This is a genomic window from Clostridium estertheticum, from assembly GCF_026650985.1.
In the GTDB taxonomy this organism is placed as follows: Bacteria; Bacillota; Clostridia; order Clostridiales; family Clostridiaceae; genus Clostridium_AD; species Clostridium_AD estertheticum_C.
Genome location: NZ_CP086239.1, coordinates 3406568 through 3430479, shown reverse-complemented (window position 1 = coordinate 3430479; position 23912 = coordinate 3406568). Strand labels below are relative to the sequence as shown.

Annotated in this window: 19 protein-coding genes, 1 pseudogene and 1 riboswitch; of the genes and pseudogenes, 16 read left to right on the top strand and 4 right to left on the bottom strand. The window is 30.6% G+C overall.

Annotated features, from left to right (window positions below; translation table 11 throughout):
* Positions 1–50: 50 nt before the first annotated feature.
* A complete protein-coding gene (locus LL038_RS16460; RefSeq protein ID WP_216127920.1) occupies positions 51–992 on the top strand; it encodes a DMT family transporter in 942 nt (313 codons plus the stop codon).
* Between the two features lie 20 nt (positions 993–1012).
* On the opposite strand, the gene LL038_RS16455 is transcribed toward LL038_RS16460, so the two are convergent.
* The gene (locus LL038_RS16455) at positions 1013–1690 is read right to left on the bottom strand and encodes a VTT domain-containing protein (protein WP_216127918.1); all 678 of its coding nucleotides are present in this window, start codon (positions 1688–1690) and stop codon (positions 1013–1015) included.
* A gap of 220 nt (positions 1691–1910) precedes the next feature.
* On the opposite strand from LL038_RS16455, the pseudogene LL038_RS16450 reads away from it, so the two are divergent.
* From LL038_RS16450 to mltG, 12 genes and pseudogenes are all read left to right on the top strand, one after another.
* Positions 1911–2402 (top strand): annotated as a pseudogene (locus LL038_RS16450) (MCP four helix bundle domain-containing protein); the annotation flags it as partial.
* Between the two features lie 72 nt (positions 2403–2474).
* A complete protein-coding gene (locus LL038_RS16445; protein WP_268056091.1) occupies positions 2475–3575 on the top strand; it encodes a methyl-accepting chemotaxis protein in 1101 nt (366 codons plus the stop codon).
* Positions 3576–3678: 103 nt separating this feature from the next.
* A complete protein-coding gene (gene gtfA, locus LL038_RS16440; RefSeq protein WP_216127914.1) occupies positions 3679–5148 on the top strand; it encodes a sucrose phosphorylase in 1470 nt (489 codons plus the stop codon).
* A 53-nt stretch (positions 5149–5201) separates the two neighbouring features.
* Positions 5202–6173 (top strand): LacI family DNA-binding transcriptional regulator, encoded by a 972-nt coding sequence (locus LL038_RS16435; protein WP_216127912.1) that lies wholly within the window; start codon positions 5202–5204, stop codon positions 6171–6173.
* Positions 6174–6743: 570 nt separating this feature from the next.
* The gene (locus LL038_RS16430) at positions 6744–8027 is read left to right on the top strand and encodes an ABC transporter substrate-binding protein (RefSeq protein WP_216127910.1); all 1284 of its coding nucleotides are present in this window, start codon (positions 6744–6746) and stop codon (positions 8025–8027) included.
* A 94-nt stretch (positions 8028–8121) separates the two neighbouring features.
* Positions 8122–9054 carry a carbohydrate ABC transporter permease gene (locus tag LL038_RS16425; RefSeq protein WP_216127928.1) on the top strand — a complete coding sequence of 311 codons (933 nt, stop codon included), beginning with the start codon at positions 8122–8124 and terminating at the stop codon, positions 9052–9054.
* A gap of 21 nt (positions 9055–9075) precedes the next feature.
* Positions 9076–9903, top strand: coding sequence for a carbohydrate ABC transporter permease (locus LL038_RS16420; protein ID WP_268038413.1), 828 nt, complete (start codon positions 9076–9078; stop codon positions 9901–9903).
* Between the two features lie 372 nt (positions 9904–10275).
* Entirely contained in the window at positions 10276–12465 is a 2190-nt protein-coding gene (locus LL038_RS16415; RefSeq protein WP_216123646.1) for an alpha-galactosidase, read from the top strand.
* 514 nt (positions 12466–12979) lie between these two features.
* Positions 12980–13936: a carbohydrate kinase family protein gene (locus tag LL038_RS16410; protein ID WP_216123647.1), complete on the top strand. Its 957-nt coding sequence runs from the start codon at positions 12980–12982 to the stop codon at positions 13934–13936.
* A gap of 264 nt (positions 13937–14200) precedes the next feature.
* Entirely contained in the window at positions 14201–14662 is a 462-nt protein-coding gene (locus LL038_RS16405; protein ID WP_216123648.1) for a GtrA family protein, read from the top strand.
* Positions 14663–14710: 48 nt separating this feature from the next.
* On the top strand, positions 14711–15625 hold the full coding sequence (gene galU, locus LL038_RS16400; protein ID WP_216123650.1) for a UTP--glucose-1-phosphate uridylyltransferase GalU: 915 nt from the start codon (positions 14711–14713) through the stop codon (positions 15623–15625).
* A gap of 319 nt (positions 15626–15944) precedes the next feature.
* Positions 15945–16739: an endolytic transglycosylase MltG gene (gene mltG, locus LL038_RS16395; protein ID WP_216123651.1), complete on the top strand. Its 795-nt coding sequence runs from the start codon at positions 15945–15947 to the stop codon at positions 16737–16739.
* Between the two features lie 54 nt (positions 16740–16793).
* Here the strand turns inward: mltG and nrdG are convergent, their stop codons facing one another.
* The 3 genes from nrdG to LL038_RS16380 all read right to left on the bottom strand — a co-directional run bounded on the left by nrdG (position 16794) and on the right by LL038_RS16380 (position 20264).
* A complete protein-coding gene (gene nrdG / locus LL038_RS16390; protein WP_216123652.1) occupies positions 16794–17312 on the bottom strand; it encodes an anaerobic ribonucleoside-triphosphate reductase activating protein in 519 nt (172 codons plus the stop codon).
* A complete protein-coding gene (nrdD, locus tag LL038_RS16385; protein ID WP_216123653.1) occupies positions 17313–19463 on the bottom strand; it encodes an anaerobic ribonucleoside-triphosphate reductase in 2151 nt (716 codons plus the stop codon). It abuts the gene before it with no gap.
* 135 nt (positions 19464–19598) lie between these two features.
* Positions 19599–19790: riboswitch (cobalamin riboswitch) on the bottom strand.
* A 54-nt stretch (positions 19791–19844) separates the two neighbouring features.
* Positions 19845–20264 (bottom strand): DUF3842 family protein, encoded by a 420-nt coding sequence (locus LL038_RS16380; protein WP_216123654.1) that lies wholly within the window; start codon positions 20262–20264, stop codon positions 19845–19847.
* A gap of 403 nt (positions 20265–20667) precedes the next feature.
* Between LL038_RS16380 and spo0A the strand changes: the two genes are divergently transcribed.
* The 3 genes from spo0A to LL038_RS16365 all read left to right on the top strand — a co-directional run bounded on the left by spo0A (position 20668) and on the right by LL038_RS16365 (position 23676).
* Positions 20668–21510, top strand: a complete 843-nt coding sequence (spo0A, locus tag LL038_RS16375) for a sporulation transcription factor Spo0A (protein ID WP_216123660.1) — start codon at positions 20668–20670, stop codon at positions 21508–21510.
* Positions 21511–21631: 121 nt separating this feature from the next.
* Complete coding sequence (locus tag LL038_RS16370) at positions 21632–21820, top strand: ferredoxin (RefSeq protein WP_216123662.1); 189 nt, start codon at positions 21632–21634, stop codon at positions 21818–21820.
* Between the two features lie 143 nt (positions 21821–21963).
* A complete protein-coding gene (locus tag LL038_RS16365) occupies positions 21964–23676 on the top strand; it encodes a sigma 54-interacting transcriptional regulator (RefSeq protein ID WP_216123664.1) in 1713 nt (570 codons plus the stop codon).
* Positions 23677–23912 lie beyond the last annotated feature (236 nt).

Sequence of the window (23912 nt, the reverse complement as noted above, 5' to 3'; positions counted from 1 at the left end):
ATTAATCACAGCAGTTTATTAATAAATTTATATATTAGAGGTGTCTATAAATGAAAAAAGGATTTTGGTTTATTATTCTGTCTGCTTTTCTTTTCAGCACTATGGAAATAGTTTTAAAAATGGTGTCTAATCAATTTAACCCTATACAGATAAGCTTCTTAAGATTTTTTATAGGGTCTATCATGTTACTTCCACTAGCTTTAAAAAATTTAAGGAGTAAAAAGCTTTCTTTAAACAGGAAGGATTATTCATTTTTTATATTAACAGGCTTTATTTGCGTTGTAGTAAGTATGACATTTTACCAACTTGCCATTTTTTATTGTAAGGCATCTATAGTTGCGGTTCTCTTTAGTTGCAATCCTATATTTGTAGTTACTTTCGCTTTCTTTTTAATAGGAGAAAAATTATATAAGCATACTATTATTACAATGGGATTAAGCATAATTGGAATGATATGTATATTGAACCCTTTTAATATGACAATAAGTTTAAAAGGTATAATATTTATTGTTATTTCTACTGTAACATTTGCTTTGTATAGTGTAATATGCAATAAGAAATCCGAAAAATTTGGAGGGGTAGTCTTAACTTGTTTTAGTTTTTTAATGGGTAGCCTTGAAATGTTAGTGCTTATGCTTATTACAAAATTAAGTTTTATATCAAAAATTTTATCAGATAATGGGTTAAAAGAATTCGCGAATATTCCAATATTGCATGGTATAACACTAAGCAATATTCCAATGCTTGCTTATATTAGTATTTTTGTAACTGGGCTTGGTTACACGTTTTATATATTAGCAATGGAAGAGACTTCTGCATCTACTGCATCAATTGTATTTTTTATTAAGCCTGCTTTAGCTCCGATTTTAGCTTTAATAATTCTAAAAGAGGCAATTGCTGCAAACACGATGATAGGAATTGCTTTTATTGTTATTGGGTCAATTATAAATTTTAGAGAGAATAACAAATTGGCTAGAAACATTATTAGCTAAACATTATTAATTAAATATTATTAAATTTCAGTACTAGGGATATCATTTTCATTGGGTTCCCTTTTTTTGTGCTTCTCTTTAAAAAACAATACAATTCCAGGTAGTAATGAAACTATTATTATAGTTATTAATGCAAAAGAAAAATGATCTTTTATAAAGGATAGATTTCCTGCAAAATAACCCCCACCTAAAAATAAACTTACCCATAATCCATCACCAATCATATTGCAAGGAATAAATTTAAGATAACTCATTTGTAAAGTCCCAGCCACAAAAGGGGCAAATGTTCTAAGTATAGGAACAAATCTTGCGAGTATTATAGTTAATGAACCATGGTTTTCATAAAAAACTTGAGCTTTTTTTAAATATTCCTTTTTAATAAATAGTACCTGTTGCTTCGCTGATATATTGCTTCCAATCTTCCTGCCTATATAATAATTAGAAATATCACCAAGTAATGCTGCAAAATATCCTACAACTAGAAGAGTGGAAATATTCATTGATCCGAGTCCTGCTAGTGCTCCCGCGGCAAATAACATTGAGTCACCTGGCAGAAATGGCGTAACAACTAAGCCTGTTTCTAAAAATATAATTAGAAAAAGAATAACGTATGTTAATATCCCATACTGATGTAATATTAAAATTAAATATTTATCGATATGCATTAGTCCGCTTATAAAATTCATTGAAATATTCATATTTTTCCCTTCCATCATTAGAATATTAAGTTAAATTTCCTCACATAAGTTACATGCTAGTTAATGGCATTTTAAAATTATGAGGTCTTTATTATTCTGCACATATATATGTTAATTATGATAAGAAAATTTATATTTTTATATTATGGGAAAAGAATTGGTGATTTAATAAAATATTAGAAGCAACTCAAATAAGATAAGGTTCTAATTACTATCAGCTTTTTTACTTGTGGCAATATTTATAGGTTTAATTGGATTTACAGGGACGAGCAGTATGAGAAGTATCAATACAAATGTTAGTAATATATATAATAATGATTTGATAGCGATTAAAGATATTAGTCGTATTATTACAAATGCAGTACAAATTAAGGCAGATGAAGTGTCAATTATTGATTCTAGAAATAAAAGCAATTTGCAAACAATAAAGGCTAGTATTGCAGATATAGAAACTATAAATAATACACTTATACTAGAATACAAACCCACGATTACAACTGATTTAAGTAAACAACAATTTGCAAAATATGAAAAATTACTTTTGGAGAATCGCACAAATAGAGAAAAATTAATTAAACTAGTTGATAATGCAGATTATGTTAAAGCAAGTAAACTATTATCAAGTGGTGATGCAAATACAAATGATATGATTGTAACTCTAGTCAAAGAATTAACAACAGATTCAAATGCTGCAAAAGTTGATTATGAAGCTAGTCAAGTGTCTTTTAATAAAGCAAGTAGGATAATTAATGTATTAAGTATTCTAGGCTTAGTTGTCGCTATTATGCTCGGTTTGATAATAGCTATTACAACCTCAAGGCAAATAAAGAAAATTCTAAAAGTTGCACAATCTCTTGGAGAAAATGATTTATCAAAGACTGTTGATATTGATGATAAAAGTGAGATTGGTAGTTTAGCAAAGGCAATAAATAAAGCTATATTAAATTTAAAAATATTAATTTCTGAGATATCAGAAAGTGCTACTGGTATTACTGCCACTAGCCAAGAACTATCTGCTACAACAGAAGAAATATCAGCGAAAATGGAGATAGTAAATGAATCAATAAAACAAGTAGCATTGGGAGCGGAGCTACTGAGTGCAACAACTGAGGAGATAAACGCTACAACAGAAACTATTGCAAAAAATGTTAAAGATGTGACTGGGAGAGCAAATAAAGGAAACAATATTGCAAAAGACATAGAGAAAAAAACAATTGGCCTTAGAAAAAGTGCGCAAGATAGTTCGAATACCACAAATGAATTATATTTCGCAAATCAAACAAGCATACTAAAAGCAATAGAAGAAGGTATGGTTGTTAGCCAAGTTAAAATAATGGCTGATGAAATAGGAAACATAGCCACCCAAACAAACCTTCTTGCACTTAATGCAGCGATAGAAGCCGCAAGAGCTGGAGATCAAGGTAAGGGATTTGCGGTGGTAGCTGATGAAGTTAGAAAACTTGCTGAAGAATCAGCAGATGCAGTAAAACGCATTCAAAATGTAACGACCGGAGTTGAAACAGCATTTAAAAATCTTTCGGGCAGTGCTCAAGAGGTTTTAGAATTTATGGATAATAAAGTAAAGCCAGATTACGAATTATTTGTAGACACAAGCAAGCAATACGGAGAAGACGCTGTAGTATTCAATAATCTATCAACAGACATTGGATCTTCAATGAATATGGTTAATGCAACAGTATCAGAAATTCATAAAGCAATAGAAAATGTATCGGCTACAGCTGAGGAATCAGTTGCTAGTTCAGAGGAAATACTTGCAAGTGTTAATGAATCTTTTATGGCTATTGAAGAAATAACAAATGCTACTCAAAGCCAAGCAATACAAGCAGAGAAACTAAGTGGGATGGTTCAAAAATTTAAGCTGTAAGACAAATAAAACACAACATGTCAACCTATTGACATACATTGAAGTCACATATATAATAAAATCAAATAGATTCTAAATCGATTTCTAAAGGAGAGATTGTAGTATGGCAGTAAAAAATCAAGTACAGCTTATCACTTACCCAGATTCTATGGGAGGAAATTTAAAAATTCTTAACAATGTACTTTTAAAATATTTTTCTGATGTTTTTAAAGGTGGAGTTCATATTCTGCCACCATTTCCGTCTTCTGGAGACAGAGGGTTTGCTCCACTTACATATTTGATGATAGAACCAGAGTTCGGTACATGGGAGGATATAAAAGACATAGGAGAAAACTTTGATATATTGGTTGATTTAATGGTTAATCATATTTCGGGTAAATCTATATATTTTCAAGATTTTCTTAAAAAAGGTAGAAAATCAGAGTATTCTGATTTGTTTATCACTTTGGATAAGATTTGGGAAGATGGAAAACCAGTTAAAGAAGACATTGAAAAGATGTCACTTCGCAGGACAGTGCCTTATTCAAACTTTAAAATAGAAGAAACGGGTGAGGAAGAGAAGGTTTGGACTACTTTTGGTAAAACTAGCCCTTCTGAGCAGATTGATTTGGATGTAAGGTCAGATAAGGTAAAACAGCTTCTTAAAGATTTCTTTGTGAATTTTAGTAAAAATAACGTTAAAATAGTAAGGTTAGATGCAGTTGGATATGTTATCAAAAGGTTTGGAACAAGCTGTTTTTTTGTAGAGCCAGAAGTATATGATTTTCTTGATTGGATTAAGAAATTGGCGGATTCTATGAAAATTGAATTGCTTCCAGAAGTTCATTCACATTACTCAACTCAATACAAACTTGCAGAGCATGGGTTCTGGATTTATGATTTTATTCTGCCTTATACCATTCTTGATACATTAATAAATAAATCTAGTGAGAAGCTTTGTGAATACCTTAAGGATCGTCCGTCGAGACAATTTACAATGCTTGACTGCCATGATGGTATTCCTGTAAAACCTGATATGGATGATCTCATAGACACTAAGGAAGCTAGAAAACTTGTAGATTTGACCCTTAAGAGAGGCTCAAATTTAAGCCTTATTTTATCAGAAGAAGATAAGTCAGAAGACGGATTTGATGTGCATCAAATAAGAGGGTCTTACTACTCTTTATTGGAGTGTGATGATGATGCATATTTGGCAGCTAGAGCAATTCAATTTTTTGTACCTGGGATACCGCAGGTATATTATGTGGGACTACTAGCAGGAAAAAATGATGTTGAAAATGTAAAGAAAACTGGTGAAGGTCGTGAAATTAACCGTCACAACTTCAGTCTTGAGGAAATTGAGCAGTCAGTTAAAAAAGAAGTTGTTCAAAGACTTTTAAAACTTATCAGATTTAGAAATGAATACCCTGCTTTTAATGGAAAATTTAAAGTTATTCATACTGCTAAAGACGAAATTCGACTTTATTGGCATAAGGATGATAGATATTGTACATTATTTATAGATTTAAAAACTAATAAGTCTGTGATAGAATATATTGATGAGTCTAGCAAGGTAGTTCAATATTTAGTATAAGAAGTTATAATGTAAATGACTCAAATTGATTGTGCAAGGGTGAGGATGTCTTTATGGCAACGATAAAAGATGTGGCTAAGATAGCTGGGGTCACTGTTACAACTGTTTCAAGGGTTTTAAATAATAGAGGCTATATAAGTCAGGTTACTAGAAACAAGGTTCATGAGGCTATGAAAGAACTTGATTATCAGCCGAATGAAATAGCACGTTCTTTATTCAGAAGAAAGTCTAACATGATTGGGCTTATTATTCCAAATGTAGCTCATCCATTTTTTGCGGAACTTACTAGTTATATAGAGTATTATGCTTATAAGGCTGGCTATAAGATTTTGTTATGTAATTCTTATCAAGACAGTGTTAAGGAAAAAGGTTATGTAGAAATGCTTAAAAGATATCAAGTGGACGGAATAATTATGGGAAGCCATACCTTAGATACCTCGGATTATCTTATTCCTAATTTGCCTATTGTAGCACTTGATAGAACATTTACTAATAATATACCTTTTGTCACTTCGGATAATTATCATGGAGGGATTTTGGCTACAAATCTTTTGATAGATAGAGGATGTAAAAATATTGCTCATATAAGTGGACCACTTGAAATTAATACTCCAGCTAATAAGCGTTATCAGGCTTTTATGGATGTCGTACTGGAGAGAAAAGTAAATTTTATTATAAAACAGGCAAAGCTTGATATTTTTGAGGGCTATGAGAAACTGGCTTATAAGCTGTTTGAAGAGCATCCAGATATAGATGGTGTCTTTGCTAGTAGTGACATGATAGCAGCTTCAATAATACATGTTGCTAACTTAATTGGAAAAGATATTGCAAAGGACTTAAAAATTGTTGGGTATGATGATATTAATATAGCATCACTTATAGTCCCACCTTTAACTACAATAAAACAACCAATAGAAAAGATGGGGGAGCTAGTAGTAAAAATTCTAATAGATTTACTCGAAAAAAAAGAAGTAAATATAGAAAATATTTTGCCTGTAACTTTAGTGGAAAGAAAAACCACTTAACCATTTATTTAAATGAATTATTAATAGAGACTATGGAGAACATTATATAGTCTCTATTTTTATTGTGCGTTCGGCATGGGCGCAATCTAATGGAAGTCTGCGGCCAAACTCTGGTCTGACGTACAAATGTTTTCTATATGGAAAACTAATTGTCAAAAAACAGATTGCTTGTAGTTGGAAAAATTAATTAATTATTGTCCAAAGTTTTTTCATTATAATTGATTAAGGTCACATATATTGCCATATCACAAAACATTAAATTTGAGGTAATTCTATAATTATTTTTAAACAGTTACCTCAAAATCTCATGATATACATAATAATCAAAAATTTCTTATGTGTCCAGATAATAATCATAAATTATGAGGTTAATAGTGAAGTTTTGTTGATATATATTTGGATATAGAAAATGCTTTCTTAAATTAAGTCATACGGTTGACATATTTAAAAACATTGTATATAATATACCTATAGTAATCATTTACATAATGCTTTTATGGGTTGCTAATTTAGCAATTTATAAATATACAAATATAAAAATATGAATAAATAAAGAGGGGGATTTAAAAAATGAAAAAAAGTTTACACAAGATTATTGCGGTTGCACTTACTTCTATGGTTATGATGTCCACTTTAGCGGGCTGTGGCAGTGCTAAGACTACAAGCGACACAAGTGGTAAACCTGTAACTCTTACTTATCAAATTTGGGATAAAAATCAACAACCTGGTATGCAAGCTATCGCTGATTCTTTTCACAAGTTAAACCCAAATATAACAGTAAAAGTGGAAGTTACACCTTGGGATCAATATTGGCCAAAAATGGAGGCAGGGGCTTCAAGTGGAACACTTCCAGACGTATTCTGGATGCATTCAAATAATTTCTTTGAATATGCTAACGCTGGTATGTTAATGGATTTAACTGACACAATAAAAAATAGTAAAGATGTAAAAATGAGTAATTTTCCTAAGAGTCTTACAGATTCATATACATTAAAAGGTAAAGTTTATGCTATGCCTAAGGATTACGATACAATAGCATTATGGTACAACAAGACTATGTTTGATAAAAAGGGTATTGCTTATCCAGATGGAACTTGGGATTGGAATAAGTATTTAGAAGTTGCAAAAAAATTAACTGATCCTTCAAAAGGAGTATTCGGTTGTGTGGCTCCTTCAGATGATGGACAGGGTTATTATGACCTTGTTTACCAAAATAATGGATATATACTTTCGCCTGATAAGAAAAAATCAGGTTTTGGTTTAGCAGCTACAAAACAAGCTATACAGTGGGATGTTGATCTAAGTCGAAAATATAAGGTATCTCCAACTCAACAACAATTTGCAGATACCAGCTTTACCACATACTTTGAATCAGGAAAAGCAGCAATGGGCTTATTCGGATCATGGATGGTAAGCGAATTTAAAGCAAATGATTATGTGTCTAAAAATTGCAATGTAGCTGTTATTCCTAAGGGAAAGACAAAAGCAACCATAATTAATGGTTTAGGAAATGCTGTCTCAGCAAAAACTAAACATCCAGTAGAAGCTTTGAAATTCGAGGATTTCTTAGGAGCAAAGGAAGCAAATACTATTCAATCTGAAAAAGGTGCTGCAATTCCAGCATATACAGGAACTGAACAACCATTTATAGACAATACTAAACAATTCAACTTAAAAGTATACCCAGAAATGTTAAAGTATTCTGTGTTATTACCAAATTCACCAACAAAAGTAAAATGGTATCAAACTCAAATTGACACAATGACAAAGGTATATTCTGGTCAGCTTACTGTAGATGAGGGTTGTAATATAATTGATAAAAAAATGAATGCTCTTCTAGCAACTGAAAAGTAATTAATTGATGACAGTTAGTGATTATAGCTAACTGTCATCATAATTAACTAAATTTAATTATGATTTTATAAAAGGAGGGGAAATTTTGAAAGCGATGATTAAACAAAAAAACACATCGAAACGTTCAGGTAAAAAGGTAAAGATTAGTAAGAAGGATTTAAATGACTATTATTGGGCTTATTTTATGATAGCACCTACGATAATAGGACTTATTATATTAAATATATGGCCGTTAATTCAAACTATTTATTTAAGTTTTAATAAAACCAGTGATTTTGGTATTAATCAGTGGATTGGGTTAGATAATTATAAACAGATGTTTTCAGACCCTGCTGTATGGCAGGCAACTTTGAATACATTAAAATATACTGCAATTTCAGTTCCTATTGGCGTAATTCTTTCTTTGGGCATTGCAGTATTACTTAATTCGAAGATAAAAGGTAAAACTATATATCGTACAATCTATTTTCTACCTATGGTTTCAGCACCAGCGGCTATAGCCATGGTTTGGAGATGGCTTTATAGTTCAGATTTCGGTTTGTTTAACTACTTGCTTTCTTTAGTAGGTATACACGGACCCAATTGGCTTACAAATCCAAAACTCGCGCTTTTATCCATAATAGTAGTAGGAATATGGAGTTATCTAGGTTACAATATGATTATTTTACTTGCAGGGCTGCAGGAAATACCAAAAAGCTTTTATGAAGCAGCTAAAATTGATGGAGCAGGTCCTATCAGACAGTTTTTCGCTATTACATTTCCATTAATATCACCAACGATGTTTTTTGTTGTCGTTACTTCTATGATAACTGGATTACAAGTATTTGATTTAATATTTATGATGATTAGTAAGTCAAATGCAGTTATGGAGTCTACTCAATCTTTAGTGTACTTATTCTATAATTATTCATTCGTAATGAATGATAAAGGTTATGGTTCAACTATAGTAGTACTTTTATTAGCAATAATTTTATTGATAACTGTAGTTCAACTTAAATTACAGAAAAAATGGGTTCATTATGAATAACTTCAAGGGGAGGTATAATTTATGAAAGGAAAATTAAAATCAAGCAATTCAATTGTTCACATAATTCTTATAATAGGTGCGATTGCAATGCTAATTCCATTTATATGGATGATACTAACTTCGTTAAAAACACTTACAGAGTCAACGTCATTACCAGTTACTATTATGCCTAAAAGTTTTAAATGGGGAAATTATGTTGACGTATGGAATCAATTGCCGTTTGCGAAATTTTACATAAATACAATGCTAATGATATTTTTTAGAGTCATAGGTTCAGTTTTCTTTAGTGCCATGGCAGCCTATGCTTTAGCCAGAATTGAGTTTCCAGGAAAAAATTTTTTCTTTATGTTAATACTTATTCAAATGATGATACCAGGACAAATATTTATTATCCCACAGTATGCTATAATTTCAAAACTTGGATTATTAAATACTGTTACAGCTCTAGTAATACCCGGGATTATAAGCGCTTTTGGTACTTTTTTACTTAGACAATTTTTCATTGGAATTCCGAAGGAACTAGAGGAAGCAGCAATATTAGATGGATGTAACAGATGGCAAGTATTTTGGAAAGTTATGTTACCTTTAACTAGATCCGGCTTAGTAGCGCTTGGAATATTCACTTCAGTGTTTGCTTACAAGGATTTGATGTGGCCTTTGATAGTAAATATGTCATTAGATAAGATGCCGCTAGCGGCTGGAATGGCATCATTACAAGGTCAATATTCAACAAATTTTCCTCAACTTATGGCAGGCTCAATGATAGCTATATGGCCAATGCTTATAATATTTATTATATTTCAGAAGCAATTTATTGAAGGTGTTGCAAGTACAGGTTCGAAAAGCTAATTTTGAATTTATGTATTATTGTTAAATAAATTGAACATTAAAAAATAAGTTAAATAGTATATTAAAATATGATGATTGTTCATTTAAAGTAACTAATAGCCTTTGGTAATCATTTTTAAGGTTCTATTGTAAAAGTAAGTTTGAAATAATAAATACTATTCAATTTGGAGATTTCTACAGATTAAAAAGTCATTTTGAAAATATCGAAAATCAGGAGGAGATAATGTTTAAATTTGATGACATAATTAATTTACAGAATAAAGAAATGATATTTTAGTAGTAGGGGAACTTCTTGTAGATATGATATCAGTAGAATATAGTGATGATTTTGAATGTGATAGTTATAATATTTTATGAAGGGTGGTTTACAACATGGGCATATCTTATAATGAAGTAACAAGAGTTTTTCATTTACAAGCAGGAAATACAAGCTATGTTATGCAGGTATATAAGGATGGGTATCTTTCACACCTTTACTGGGGAAGAAAGATAAAAAAAGTTAATGTTCAGGAGCTGTTAGCAGGTATAGCTAGGGGGTCTTTTTCAACAAATTCAGATGCTAATGATATAGTACTTACACTTGATACTTTACCACAGGAATATCCTGCATATGGAAATACAGATTTTCGTACTCCAGCATATTCAGTACAACTAGAGAACGGCACAACTATAACTGATCTTAGATATAAATCACATAGAATTATAAAAGGAAAACCCGCACTAAAAACATTACCAGCTACTTATGTTGAAAGTGACGCTGAAGCCGAAACTCTTGAAATAGTATTAACAGATTCTTTGCTTGGGCTAAAGGCGGTTCTATCGTATACCGCCTATAACAATTATGACGTTATCACACGAAATGTGCGTTTTATTAATGAGGGGAATACAAATCTTAAGCTACTTCGTGCTTTAAGTATGAGTGTAGATTTTAATAATAAAGACTACGATTTTGTGCACCTTTATGGATCCTGGCAAAAAGAAAGAAGTATTGAAAGAAGACCTCTTTTAAATGGGAATCAATCTATAGAAAGTAGAAAAGGCGCAAGTGGTCACCAACATAATCCTTTTATAGCACTACTAAGCAAAAATGCTACTGAAGATCAAGGTGAAGTATATGGTTTTAGTTTAGTTTACAGCGGTAATTTCCTAGCTCAGGCTGAAGTTGACCAAGATGAGACTACCAGGGTATCCATTGGAATAAATCCTTTTGATTTTTCTTGGCTTTTAAAGCAAGGGGAATCATTCCAAACTCCTGAAGCTGTAATGGTTTATTCCTCAAATGGTTTAGGTGACATGTCTAGAACCTACCATAAACTTTATCGCACAAGATTATGTAGAGGTGAATTTAGAGATAAAACAAGACCTGTCCTTGTAAACAACTGGGAAGCTACATATTTTGATTTTAACGCTGAAAAAATAGAAAACATTGCTAAAGTTGGAAAAGAACTTGGTATTGAACTTTTTGTATTAGATGATGGCTGGTTTGGAAAGAGGGATAATGATGATTGTTCATTAGGTGACTGGGTAGTTAATACTAAAAAATTACCTAAGGGATTAGATAATTTAGCTAATCGTATCAACGAACTTGGATTGCAGTTCGGATTATGGTTTGAACCTGAAATGGTATCACCTAATAGTGATTTATATAGAGCTCATCCAGATTGGTGCTTGCATGTACCAAATAGAACACCATCAGAATCAAGAAATCAATTAATATTGGATTTATCTAGAGAAGATGTGTGTACTTATATTATTAAAGCCGTATCAAATGTTTTAAGTAGCGCTAATATAAGCTATGTAAAATGGGATATGAATAGAAATATGACTGAAATCGGTTCTGAATGTTTGCCCGTAGAAAGGCAGAAAGAAACAGCTCATAGATATATGCTAGGACTATATAGAATTATGGATGAGATAACTTCATCATTCCCAAATATATTGTTTGAAAGTTGTTCGGGTGGTGGTGGCCGTTTTGACCCCGGAATGTTATTCTACATGCCTCAAACCTGGACTAGTGATAATACCGATGCAGTAGATAGATTAAAAATACAGTATGGTACAAGTATTGTTTACCCTATTAGTACTATGGGATCTCATGTTTCAGCAGTTCCAAATCATCAAGTTCATAGAAATACTTCTCTTAAAATGAGAGGCGATGTGGCTATGTCTGGTAATTTTGGCTATGAATTAGATCTTACAAAGTTCTCCGATGAAGAAAAAGGAGAAGTAAAAGTGCAGGTAGCACAATATAAAGAGCTGAGAGAAATTATTCAGTTTGGTGAAATGTATCGACTGTTAAATCCTTTTGAAGGCAATGAAACTGCCTGGATGTTTGTCACAGAAGATAAGACCCAGGCAGTTGTGGCATACTTTAGAGTTTTGGCATTAGCAAATGCTCCGATAAGAAGAATTAAATTAAAAGGCCTAGATCCAAATAAAGAATATTCAGTTTTTGGCAAAGATGACACCTATGGTGGAGATGAACTTATGTATGTAGGGCTTACCATAACAGATTTAGAGGGTGATTATCAAAGCATTATATGGATTTTAAAAAGCAAATAATTCTTCATTGTAAAAGTGGCTGTCTCAAAATAAAAATTAATTTTTATTTTGAGACAGCCACTTTTTTACTCAAAATAAACCAGAAAGTTGGTTCATATAATTTAATATAATGAGATTATTTTACCAACCAATATATTTTTTTATTAAAGTAACTACTCCATCCTCATCATTAGTCAAAGTTACATCATTAGCTGAAAGCTTTAGCAAAACAAATTGTGGCTACAATTTGTTCACGTCCCCTGGGGATTTTTATGAGAGAAACGAATTTGCTGAAAAATACTAAAGACAAACAATTTCAACTATAAATTTACGTAAGGTTTTTTAACTAGATAAAAAATTATGATTAGATTCATTATAATAAATATTGTAAAATAATTATGTCATACGGTTGACATGTTAAATAAACATATTGTATAATGGAATTATGAGAAATGGGTTACATTAATTGACCGTGATAAAACAATAAAAATTATTGTAACTATACTATTGATATCGGGTATTTAGGGGGATTAATATGATAAGTTTTAATAAGAAAATAGAATTTAATGATAAGGAAATCGATGTATTAGCAATAGGTGAGCTACTTATAGATATGATATCAAAAGAATACAGTAACAACTTCGAAAGTAATGATTACCAAAGGTATTTTGGAGGATCTCCAGCAAACATCGCAATGAATACAACGAAACTGGGAATAAAATCTCAAATTGTAAGTGCTGTAGGTAATGATGGCTTGGGAGAGTTTTTAATACAGCACTTAAAGAATAATAATATTAATACCGGTATGGTAAAGCAAGTTGATTATCCAACTAGCATTGTTTTGATAACAAAAAGCATAGGAACCCCGGTCCCTATATTTTATAGAAATGCTGATTTTCAAGTAAAGTACAATGAAGAGCTAGAGGAAAAAATAAAAAAGAGTAAGATTGTACATTTCTCTTGTTGGCCATTATCAATGCAACCATTTAGAAACACCATAGAGCAAATTATTAAAATAGCCCAAAAGAATAAAATTATTATTTCTTTTGACCCAAATTATCATCCAATGATATGGGAAAGAGGTCATGATGGCATAGAATATGTAAAATCAATTATTAAATATGTAGATATAATAAAACCCTCTGAGGATGATGCGCAAAGATTGTTTGGTAAAGATACAATTGATAATCAAATTGATAAGTTTTTAAAGTTAGGAGCAAAACTTGTAATAATGACTATTGGTAAAGATGGAGCCATTGTTTCAAATGGTAGTGAAAAGATAAAAATACCTACATTAGCTAGTAATGTAGTTGATACAACAGGTGCAGGAGATGCATTTTGGTCGGGTTTTTATGCAGCAATTATAAAGGGTTATACAGTTAAGCAAGCTCTTTATTTAGCAGCAGCAGTTAGTGCTTTTAAACTTAAATTTTTGGGTGCAGTAGTTGAGTTACCTTCAATAGAAGAGATAAAAAATATTTATAAACTATAGGAGTAAGGGTATATAATGAGTTAATATTTTATTTTAAACCTTAAATTATGATATAGGAAAAAAAGTTACTATTTTTTTATAGTAACTTTTTTTCCTATATAGTTATTTATTTAATTTAAACTAATAAGTAGAATTAAAACTTTTTAAAAAATAAGATTAAGGGAATTATGTTACAACTAACATATTTTTAACATAATTATTTGCTAATTTTGATACATTCCTTTGTTAGTATATAAATATAGGATTAAAGAAGGAGTGAAGCACATGATTACTTTTAAAAATATTTACAATAATTTAAAAAACAATGAAAAACTTAAACGTATAGTAAGGTTTGGATTTGTAGGTGGGTTAAATACTGTAATTGACTTTGGAATATTCTCTGTGCTTAATAGTATTTTGGGTGTTAACTATGTTATAAGTCAGATAGTGTCATATTCAGGTGGTACTTTAAATAGTTATTTTTTAAATAAATTTTGGACTTTTAATGATACGAAAACAAGTAAAAAAACGACAAAAGAGATTGTTCAGTTCGCTGTTGTTAATTCAGTTTCCCTAGGTGTAAGTTTATTAGGTATGAGCATATTACTGAGCAATAATTCCATGAATCCTTTAATTGCAAAAATTATTTCCATGGTTTTATCTCAAGTTGTTAATTTTTTAGGATACAGATTTTGGGTTTTTGGTACAATTGTGAAATCGTCATCTGGAACCAATGGAATAGCTTGAACCCCATTTGAATTTATAAAGCAATAATATATAAAGGAGATGTTTTATATGAAAGTTAAAAAAGCAATTATACCAGCAGCAGGACTTGGAACAAGATTTTTACCAGCAACGAAGGCATTACCTAAAGAAATGTTACCTATAGTTGATAAGCCTACAATGCAATATATTATAGAGGAGGCTGTTGCATCAGGCATAGAAGAAATATTAGTTATTACAGGTAGAAATAAAAAGTCTATTGAAGATCATTTTGATAAATCAATAGAACTAGAGTTAGATCTGGAAAACAAGCATAAAGATAGTCTTCTTAAACAAGTTCGAAATATATCAAATATGGTAAATATATATTTTATAAGGCAAAAGGAACCTAAGGGTCTGGGAGATGCTATAAATTGTGCAAGAGCTTTTGTAGGTAATGAACCATTTGCCGTAATGCTCGGTGATGATATAGTGGATGCGAAGATTCCATGTCTAAAACAACTTATGGATTGTTTTGAAGAGAGAAATACAACAATACTCGGAGTTCAGGAGGTAGGAAGAAAAAATGTAGATAAATATGGAATAGTTGATGGAACGCGTTTAAGTGATCAAGTGTACAAAATAGATAACCTTATTGAGAAACCAAAAGTAGACAAAGCACCATCAAATCTAGCTATACTTGGTAGATATATAATAACTCCTGAAATATTTGATATATTAGATAAAACGCTTCCTGGAAAAGGGGGAGAAATTCAATTAACTGATGCCCTTAAAACATTAATAGCACAGCAAGATATGTATGCATATATATTTGAAGGACGAAGATACGATGTAGGGGATAAATTAGGGTTTCTTGAAGCAACAGTAGAATTCGCTTTAAAGAGGGATGAATTAAAAATTCCATTTATGAAATATCTTCAGACTTTAAAAGATAATAAAACATTTAGTGATATATATAAAGAAGTAGCCTCAGGAATAGAGAGTTAATAGCAAAGTGAATAGGAGAACAAATTTAATAAAATCATTTGTAAAATTAAGCCATTCTAAATGTCAATTTAGAATGGCTTAATTTTGTTTGGATTTCCGTGGGATAAAGATTGGTGTTAAAACTTAAACTTATATTAAGGAAAAAAAATAACATAAAAGTATTTTATAAGTTAAATACTTATATTGTGTCAAAATGGTATAATATTTAAAGAACTAAAAATTATGGAGGGTAAACTGAAGAAATAAGAGACTATAATAGACATTTGACGAGAAAAGGAGTTGAAATTAGGTTTTATCAACTTAATTAGTTAAGGTGAGTATGAACCTTAAAATTATGAAATTTAGAATAAAATTTTTAGTACTTATCATTTTTGTTATAGCAGCATTTGGAATATTGAACGTAGGCAATATTTTATACAAAAAAACTAATGTTGTAAAAGTTACGGTGCCAGAAGGATATACATATGAAAAAGTAGGAAAGACACTTCAAAAGTCTGGATTAGTTACACAAAAGGATTTTATAAAGGAAGCTGAAAATTGGTCAGATAATAATTATTGGTTTTTAAAAGATGTGCCAAATGATAAACATAAGTTAGACGGTTTTTTATTTCCTGCTACATATTCTTTTCAAAAGGATGCAACGAGCAAAGTAATTATAAAAAAAATGCTTGATACTTTTGAGTTTAATATGAAATCTAATAAAGACTACATAACTAAAAACAAACTTAATATAAGAAATGTTGTAATAGAAGCTTCTTTAGTTGAGAAAGAAGCAGGAAAAGATGTAGATAGAACAAAGATAGCAAGTGTTATTCAAAATAGGTTAAAGATAAAGATGCCGCTTCAAATAGATGCGACAATAATATATATAGTTGGAGATAAAAAAAAGCTGTATAATAAGGACCTAGCAGTAAAATCACCTTATAATACCTACTTAAATAAAGGATTGCCGCCATCGCCAATATGTAATCCCGGAATTAAGTCAATAAATGCTGCAGTGCATCCTGCGAAAACAAATTATATTTTTTATGTATTAAATAGTAAAACTGATGAACATGTATTTTCTATAACATATGCGGAGCACATTAAAAATGTGGCTAAATATATAAAATAAATAAAAAATCCACAAGAGGAATGTAAACTTCATCTTGTGGATTTTTAAATTATCTTAATTATCTAAAACACTGTATTTTATAATTCTATTTTGATCTAGGCTTTCCCTAGCGGCTATCATTCTTTGGTTTTTGGAACCACTTAAATATTGAGTAATATCTTTAAGATCTTCTATGAATTCACCATCTCTTAACATATCTACATATTGTAGAAACTCTAACCTTATAGGATCTTTAATAAGTTCTTCAAAAGTATACCCACTCCAACAAAATATAGTTTTGTGAGGAAACTTTATTTTTATTGTTTTTACTAAATCAAGTAAAGCTCCACCGCGAAGATTATCCATCGGTTCTCCTCCGAGTATTGATAATCCTTTTACATATGGGTGTTTAAGGCTTTCTAGAATAGAAGTTTTAACATCTTTGGTAAAAGGAACTCCATAATCAAATTGTCTTGCCTCCGGGCTCCAGCATCCTTTGCAAGGAGGAGTTTTTCCGCACCCACTAACGAACAATGAGGTTCTAAATCCTATGCCATTTACAGTATCATCAAAGAAAATACTAGCATAATTCATTTAATTACATCCTTTATTATTCTTTCTGTTTTTAATCTCCTTCATTTTCCCATTAACTACAGGTCGTTCGAAGATGCTCCCAAGGTATCCACAAAGTTTTCTTATTATGCTTAACAACATTTTATCGTCATTTTTACATACGGGACATTCAAACTCTGTATCACTATTCTCTTTTGTAAACATTTCCCCTGTATATCCACATTTTAAACATTTATCACTTATTGAGGATATTCCGAGGAAGTGTGTTTTGTCATATGAGTATCTTATAATATCCTCAAGTGCCACTAAATTTTTAGTCATATCTCCTAGTTCTACAAATGATATTGCGCCGCCTGAGGATAAAGAAGATGATTCTGATTCTAAATCTAATTTATCAAAGGGTGATATTAATTCATTAGACGGATAATGGAATGAATTTTCATAATATCCATTGTCATTTACGCCATCTATAACTCCAAAATCTTTTACATCCTCTACGCAAAATTTTGTTGCAAGCGTTTCAGCAGGAGATCCATATAAACTAAATCCTATTTTTGTTTTATCCTTTTGTTCATCACAATAATCTCTGAGATATTTCATGATTTTAGTTGCTCTTTTAGAGGTTTCTTCAGTTCTATCATCTAGTCCTTTACCGTAAAGTGCAGTTAAACAATTATGTAATCCAACATACCCAATAGATGCTGAAGCGTATCCATTATTAAGTAATGGCTCTATTGTATCTTCTGCATTTAATTTAGCAATTGCTCCACTCATATATAATATAGGTGCTTGTTTTGCTTTAACATTTTTTAGTATGTCATATCTTATCATTAATAAATCCTTGCAATCATTTAGTGCTTCATGTAGAGATTCGAAAAACGAATCTTCATTTCTATCTGCCTCAATTGCAAGTCTTACAAGATTTATTGATATTACTCCAAAGTTAAATCTTCCAGCAGTTTTATAATTACCTGCCTCGTCTAAATAACTCCCTAGGAATGATCTACAACCCATACATTCCTTATAATCACCAGTAACTTCAATTGCTTTATCAGTATTAATATAATCCGGGTATTGCCTATGCGCACTACATACAACCGCTAATTTGAACAAGTCATAGTATTTATCTCCAGGATTAAGATTATTTCCTTTTGTATTTTGATACACTAGTTTAGGAAATACAGGAGTTACACCACCGGTTAATCCTTTAATTCTTTGGTTTAATATAGCCTCGGTTATCATTTTTTGAATTTTTTGATCCTCGTAACTAGCATTCAAATCTACATTATTTATACCAAGTGTTAAAAATGGAGTCTCGGCACGACTTGTCATTAATGTTTGAACTTCATATTCAAGTGATTGCATGCTATCTTCTATTTCTTTGCCCAATCTATCCCAGGCATATTCTTCTATTTTAAGGACATTTTCAATCCATTTTTTTCCAACGACCCTATGTTTGTTTAAACTTTTAACCGCGTAAGGAGTAAGTCCTGTTATTAAAGTTGGGAAGGTAGTTCCACCATATGTATTACTAGATATATGACTCGCAACTTGAGATAATACATTTATTGCGGTCTCAATTGAATTTGGTGTTCCTATAAGTGTTGTACCTAGGTCAAATCCATTCTCGAACATACTAATCCAGTCAACGAGGCAACAATTGAAAAGTGGTAAACCAAAATAAGTTTCATCATGTATATATATACTTTTTTTATGCTTTTTCAAATATTTTTTAGGTATTTTATGTCTTTGACTATAGTTGCTTCCTACAACGTTTGAAATTAATGCTCTTATAGTTTGGATTTTACTGCCATCAAGATTTCCATTCGAATTAGTCTGCTCTGAAACTGCATTAATTATATTATCTATTTCTTTATCTAATTCCCCTTTTTTATCTCTTTCAAAAGTTCTTTCTTCTCTGTAACTTATGTAGGCTAGAGCTACTTTATTATCTAATAATTTTATTTGATCAACTATTATATCCTGTATTTCTTCTATTGGAATTATAGTCTCTCCTCTTTGTTTAAGAGTTTCAAGTACCCTGGTTAAGACAAGATTATTAAAACTCTTATCTTCCTTCCCGTATACTTCTGTAAAAGCTTTTCCAGCTGCTGTTAATATTCTTTCGGGTATAAATTCTTTTCTTCTCGAATCTCTTTTTATTACTTGCATATAATACCTCCGTGTATTTCATTTTCTATAAATGTTTCCTAAAACGTTAAAAGTCCCTTAACTATTGAGTTAAGAGACTTAAAATCATCGCAACTAAAAAAAGATATTGCTAGCACCTCTCCATCTCTCGTAGAGTTATTGTGTGTAATTATGGAAAGGTATTCTGGCTTAAGCATCATTGTCCCCATTGTACCTTCCCGGTTTCCCAGTGGCATTTTATATAAGGACTCTTCTTTTACAGCGGCGGGACCGCGCAGGATTTACACCTGTCTTCCCTTTTAAACTAAGGTAATCTATACTTTAGTTACTCATAATTATAATATTAAATTTAATTATAGTTTATATCATGTTATCAATTAAATCAATCCTTATATATTACTATCATAGTTTTATTTTACTTTTTATATCGATAATAATGTCGTCAATAATATCTTTTATTTGAAGATTTCTTGTTCCTGGTATGTAAATACCATGTTTTTGTAGTGGAATTATATATTTAGTACAATCCATATTATATATTGATGAGGCAATCCTAGGGGTAATCTCTCCTTTTATGCCACCACTACAAATCATGCCAATTGGCCCAATTATACTATCAACTTTATTTGTAGTGCAAAATGAGCAAATTTCATCCTCTCCACTTATACCAAAATTTGCGCCGGATTTCATCATATTAGAGGTAGCAAATGTATTTGTACCAAGTGCAATAATATAAATATTAAGATCAATCTCTTTATGAATTTTTTTTATAATTGTTTTTCCAAGACCTGCTCCTTGAGCGTCTATTACAGCTATTTTCATTGCAATACCTCCCCAAAATATAGGATAATGATAATTATTATTTAAGGTTTCTATATAGGTTTATAAAAGCCATATGTATAACTTTTTTAGAATCATAGTTTCTCAACCTAAATTCTATAAATGTGTTTTAAATATTATATCATGAAATTTTAATATCAGTCTCAAACAATTGGATATAAATCATATCAGCTTATTATCAATATGAAACAATATTTTTAGCTACATCACAATATTCGACACCGATGATTAAAAGTAGCTTGAAGTTAGTTATAATAAATAACAAAATAAGATCTTTTTTATTAGTTATTTCGACAATATTTTTAAAAAATAAAAGGATTTTCCAATCTTTTGTAGAATATATATAATATTGGTATAGAATTAGTATGTAAAGGAGATTACAAATATGGAAGGGTCGGACATAAAAGTTATCATTGCGGATGATAATGATGAATTTCGTAATATACTTAATGAGTATATATTTTATCAGAAAGGTATTGTTGTTACCGGAATCGCAAAAAATGGAGTACAGGCAATAAAATTAATTAAAGAAAAGAAACCTGATTTAGTAATACTTGATATAATCATGCCTTTTATTGATGGATTGGGAGTGCTAGAGAGGCTAAATAAAATGAATTTAAATCCAAAACCTCATATAATAGTCTTATCAGCAGTTGGGAGTGAAATAACAACTAAAAAAGCTATATCGCTTGGAGCAGATTATTATATTGTAAAACCTTTTGATATGGAATTATTTATCGGGAAAATAAGGGAGACTGTAAGTAATACTATATATAATAAAGATCTAAAAAATATAATTACTAATATTAACAATGTAAAAACCAATACTGAAAGTGAAATTAATAAAGAAATTAAAATTAATAAGGATCAAAAAAATAATATTACTTCTCAAATTACTAATATTATTAATGAAATTGGGGTACCAACTAATATAAAAGGTTATATGTATTTAAAAGAAGCAATAAACATATTAGTAAATGATATTGAACTTTCATCATCAGTTACAAAGGAATTATATCCATTAGTGGGTAAAAAATTTAATACCACTGCAGGTAGGGTTGAAAGAGCAATGAATCACGCAATAGATGTTACGTGGAGCACTAGGAAAGCTCCTGATATTAATAAAATTTTTGGATATACTATTAGCTATAAGAAGGGTAAGCCAGCAAATTCTGAATTCATAGCAATGGTGGCTGACAAGTTAAGACTGCAGAATGAAGTTAGCTAGAAAGTGATTTTATTTGGTAACTATTGTTACTTACTTTTAAAGGTAAGTATATTACTATATCATTGTGGAAATATATATATAGTAGTTATTTAAATAAAATTTGATCTAAGGAGTGATTTTAGTGGAAGCAATGGTTGATAAGGATACGTGTATAGGATGTGGGTTATGTCCTGAAGTATGTCCAGAAATTTTTACAATGGACGACGATGGAAAAGCAAAGGCATCTAAAGGTGAAATATCAGCAAAATTATTAAACAGTGCTAAAGAGGCAGAAGACCAGTGCCCAGTTAATGCAATTACAGTAGAGTAGAAAAATTAATAATTAGTAGCTAATTGATAAAAAATAAGATATACCTAAAAATAGCGAGAAAAATTCTCGCTATTTTTAAGTATATCTTGAAAAAAAAAACTATCAACTTTATAATTGAGGTATAAGACTTAGGAAGGTGACAAATGGATATAATTAATGATTATTATAATGAAGTTATGAACAATATTAATGAAGGTATTGTTGTTATAGATAAAAGAGGTATCATTCAAATAATTAATAATGCGGCTGAAAGAATGTTTGAAGTTGATGCAGATAATAGCATAGGAGAATATATTTTAGATGTACTCTCCTCTAGCAAATTAATAAGTATAATTGAAAACGGAGAGGCCGAGGTAAACAAAAAAGAGGGCAACTTTATTATAACCCGCAAATTGTTAACTCAAAGTGGTGAGGTTATAGGTGCGTTTGAAGTTTTCCATGAAGAAAGTCAAAACAATCTACCAATGAACGTGCGAGATGATGGTAGGATACATGAAGAGATGTTAAACACAATTTTTAATACTGTAAATGAGTGCATAGTTGTAGTGGACCAGAATGGAATAATAACTATGATGAGCGATGAATATAAAAGGTTTATTAATTGCGAAAATCCAGAGGGAAAACATGTAACTGAGGTTATTGAAAATACAAAATTACATATAGTAGCAAGGACTGGCGAAAAAAAAATTGGTGAAATTCAAGAAGTGAATGGGCATAAGATGATTTCTATGAGAGTCCCTATAATAAAAGATGGTGAAGTTGTTGGTGCGATTGGGAAAGTAATGTTTAAGGATTTGAGTAATTTTAAAATACTAAGTAACAAATTATGTCTTTTGGATAAAGAAGCTGATGGCTTTAAAAATGAATTAAGTACAGATCAAAAGGCAATATATACTTTTAATAATATTATAGGGGGCAGTGATAAAAGCCAAGAAGTAATGGGCCTTGCCAAAAGGGTTGCCAAGGTAGATTCAAACGTTTTAATTACTGGAGAGAGTGGGACTGGTAAGGAACTTTTTGCACATTCTATTCATAATGATAGTAAAAGATGTTTAAAGCCTTTTGTAAAAATTAATTGTGGAGCTATTCCAGCAGAGCTTTTTGAGTCAGAAATGTTTGGTTATGAAGAAGGGGCTTTTACCGGGGCAAAAAAATCAGGTAGGAAAGGCAAGTTTGAATATGCAAATGGTGGTACCATACTACTAGATGAAATCGGTGATATGCCTATGAATATGCAAGTTAAACTTTTAAGGGTTATTCAAGAGAAGGAACTCGTGAAAGTTGGTGGAAACGATGCTATTAAGGTTGATGTAAGAATTATAGCATCTACCAATAAATCTTTAGAACAGTTAATTAATGATGGAAAGTTTCGGGAAGATTTGTATTATAGGTTAGATGTTATGCATTTGAGATTACCGCCATTAAGGGAAAGAAGAGAAGACATTGAGGAATTGGCAAATAAGCTTTTGATAAAAATATGTAAAAAATATAATGTTAAATGTGAAGGTATATCTAGGGAAGCTATTGATTTTTTAAAAGCTTATAGTTGGCCTGGGAACATAAGGCAACTTGAAAATGTAATAGAAAGAGCTATTAATTTGCTTGATGAGGATATAAGCATAATGCCAAAGCATTTGCCGGAAAAAATAATTGAGAGTAAACTTAAGAAGTACTCGCTCGAAAACAATTATTTGAAAGATGTTGTTGAAAGGATTGAAAAGGACATTATCATGGAATGTTTAAAAGATAACAGTGGAAATAAAAAAGAAGCAGCAAAAATATTGGGGCTTAGTAGGGCGGGATTATATAAAAAATTAAACCGATATAATTTAATAAAATCGACTAATCCACAATAGTGTACATGCAAACTTTGTTTACACGTACTATTTTTTTATGAAAAATAGTACATGTATTGTAAACTAAAATTATAGGATAAACTAAATACATAGTTATATCAATGCATTGAAAATACTTTAAGTGATTTTTTTAACAAATAGGTTATAATATTAACAAGCTTAAACAAGATAAATTTATATAAGCATTAGTGTAAACTAAGTTTACATTAAGGAATATATTTAATTTTGTTATAAAG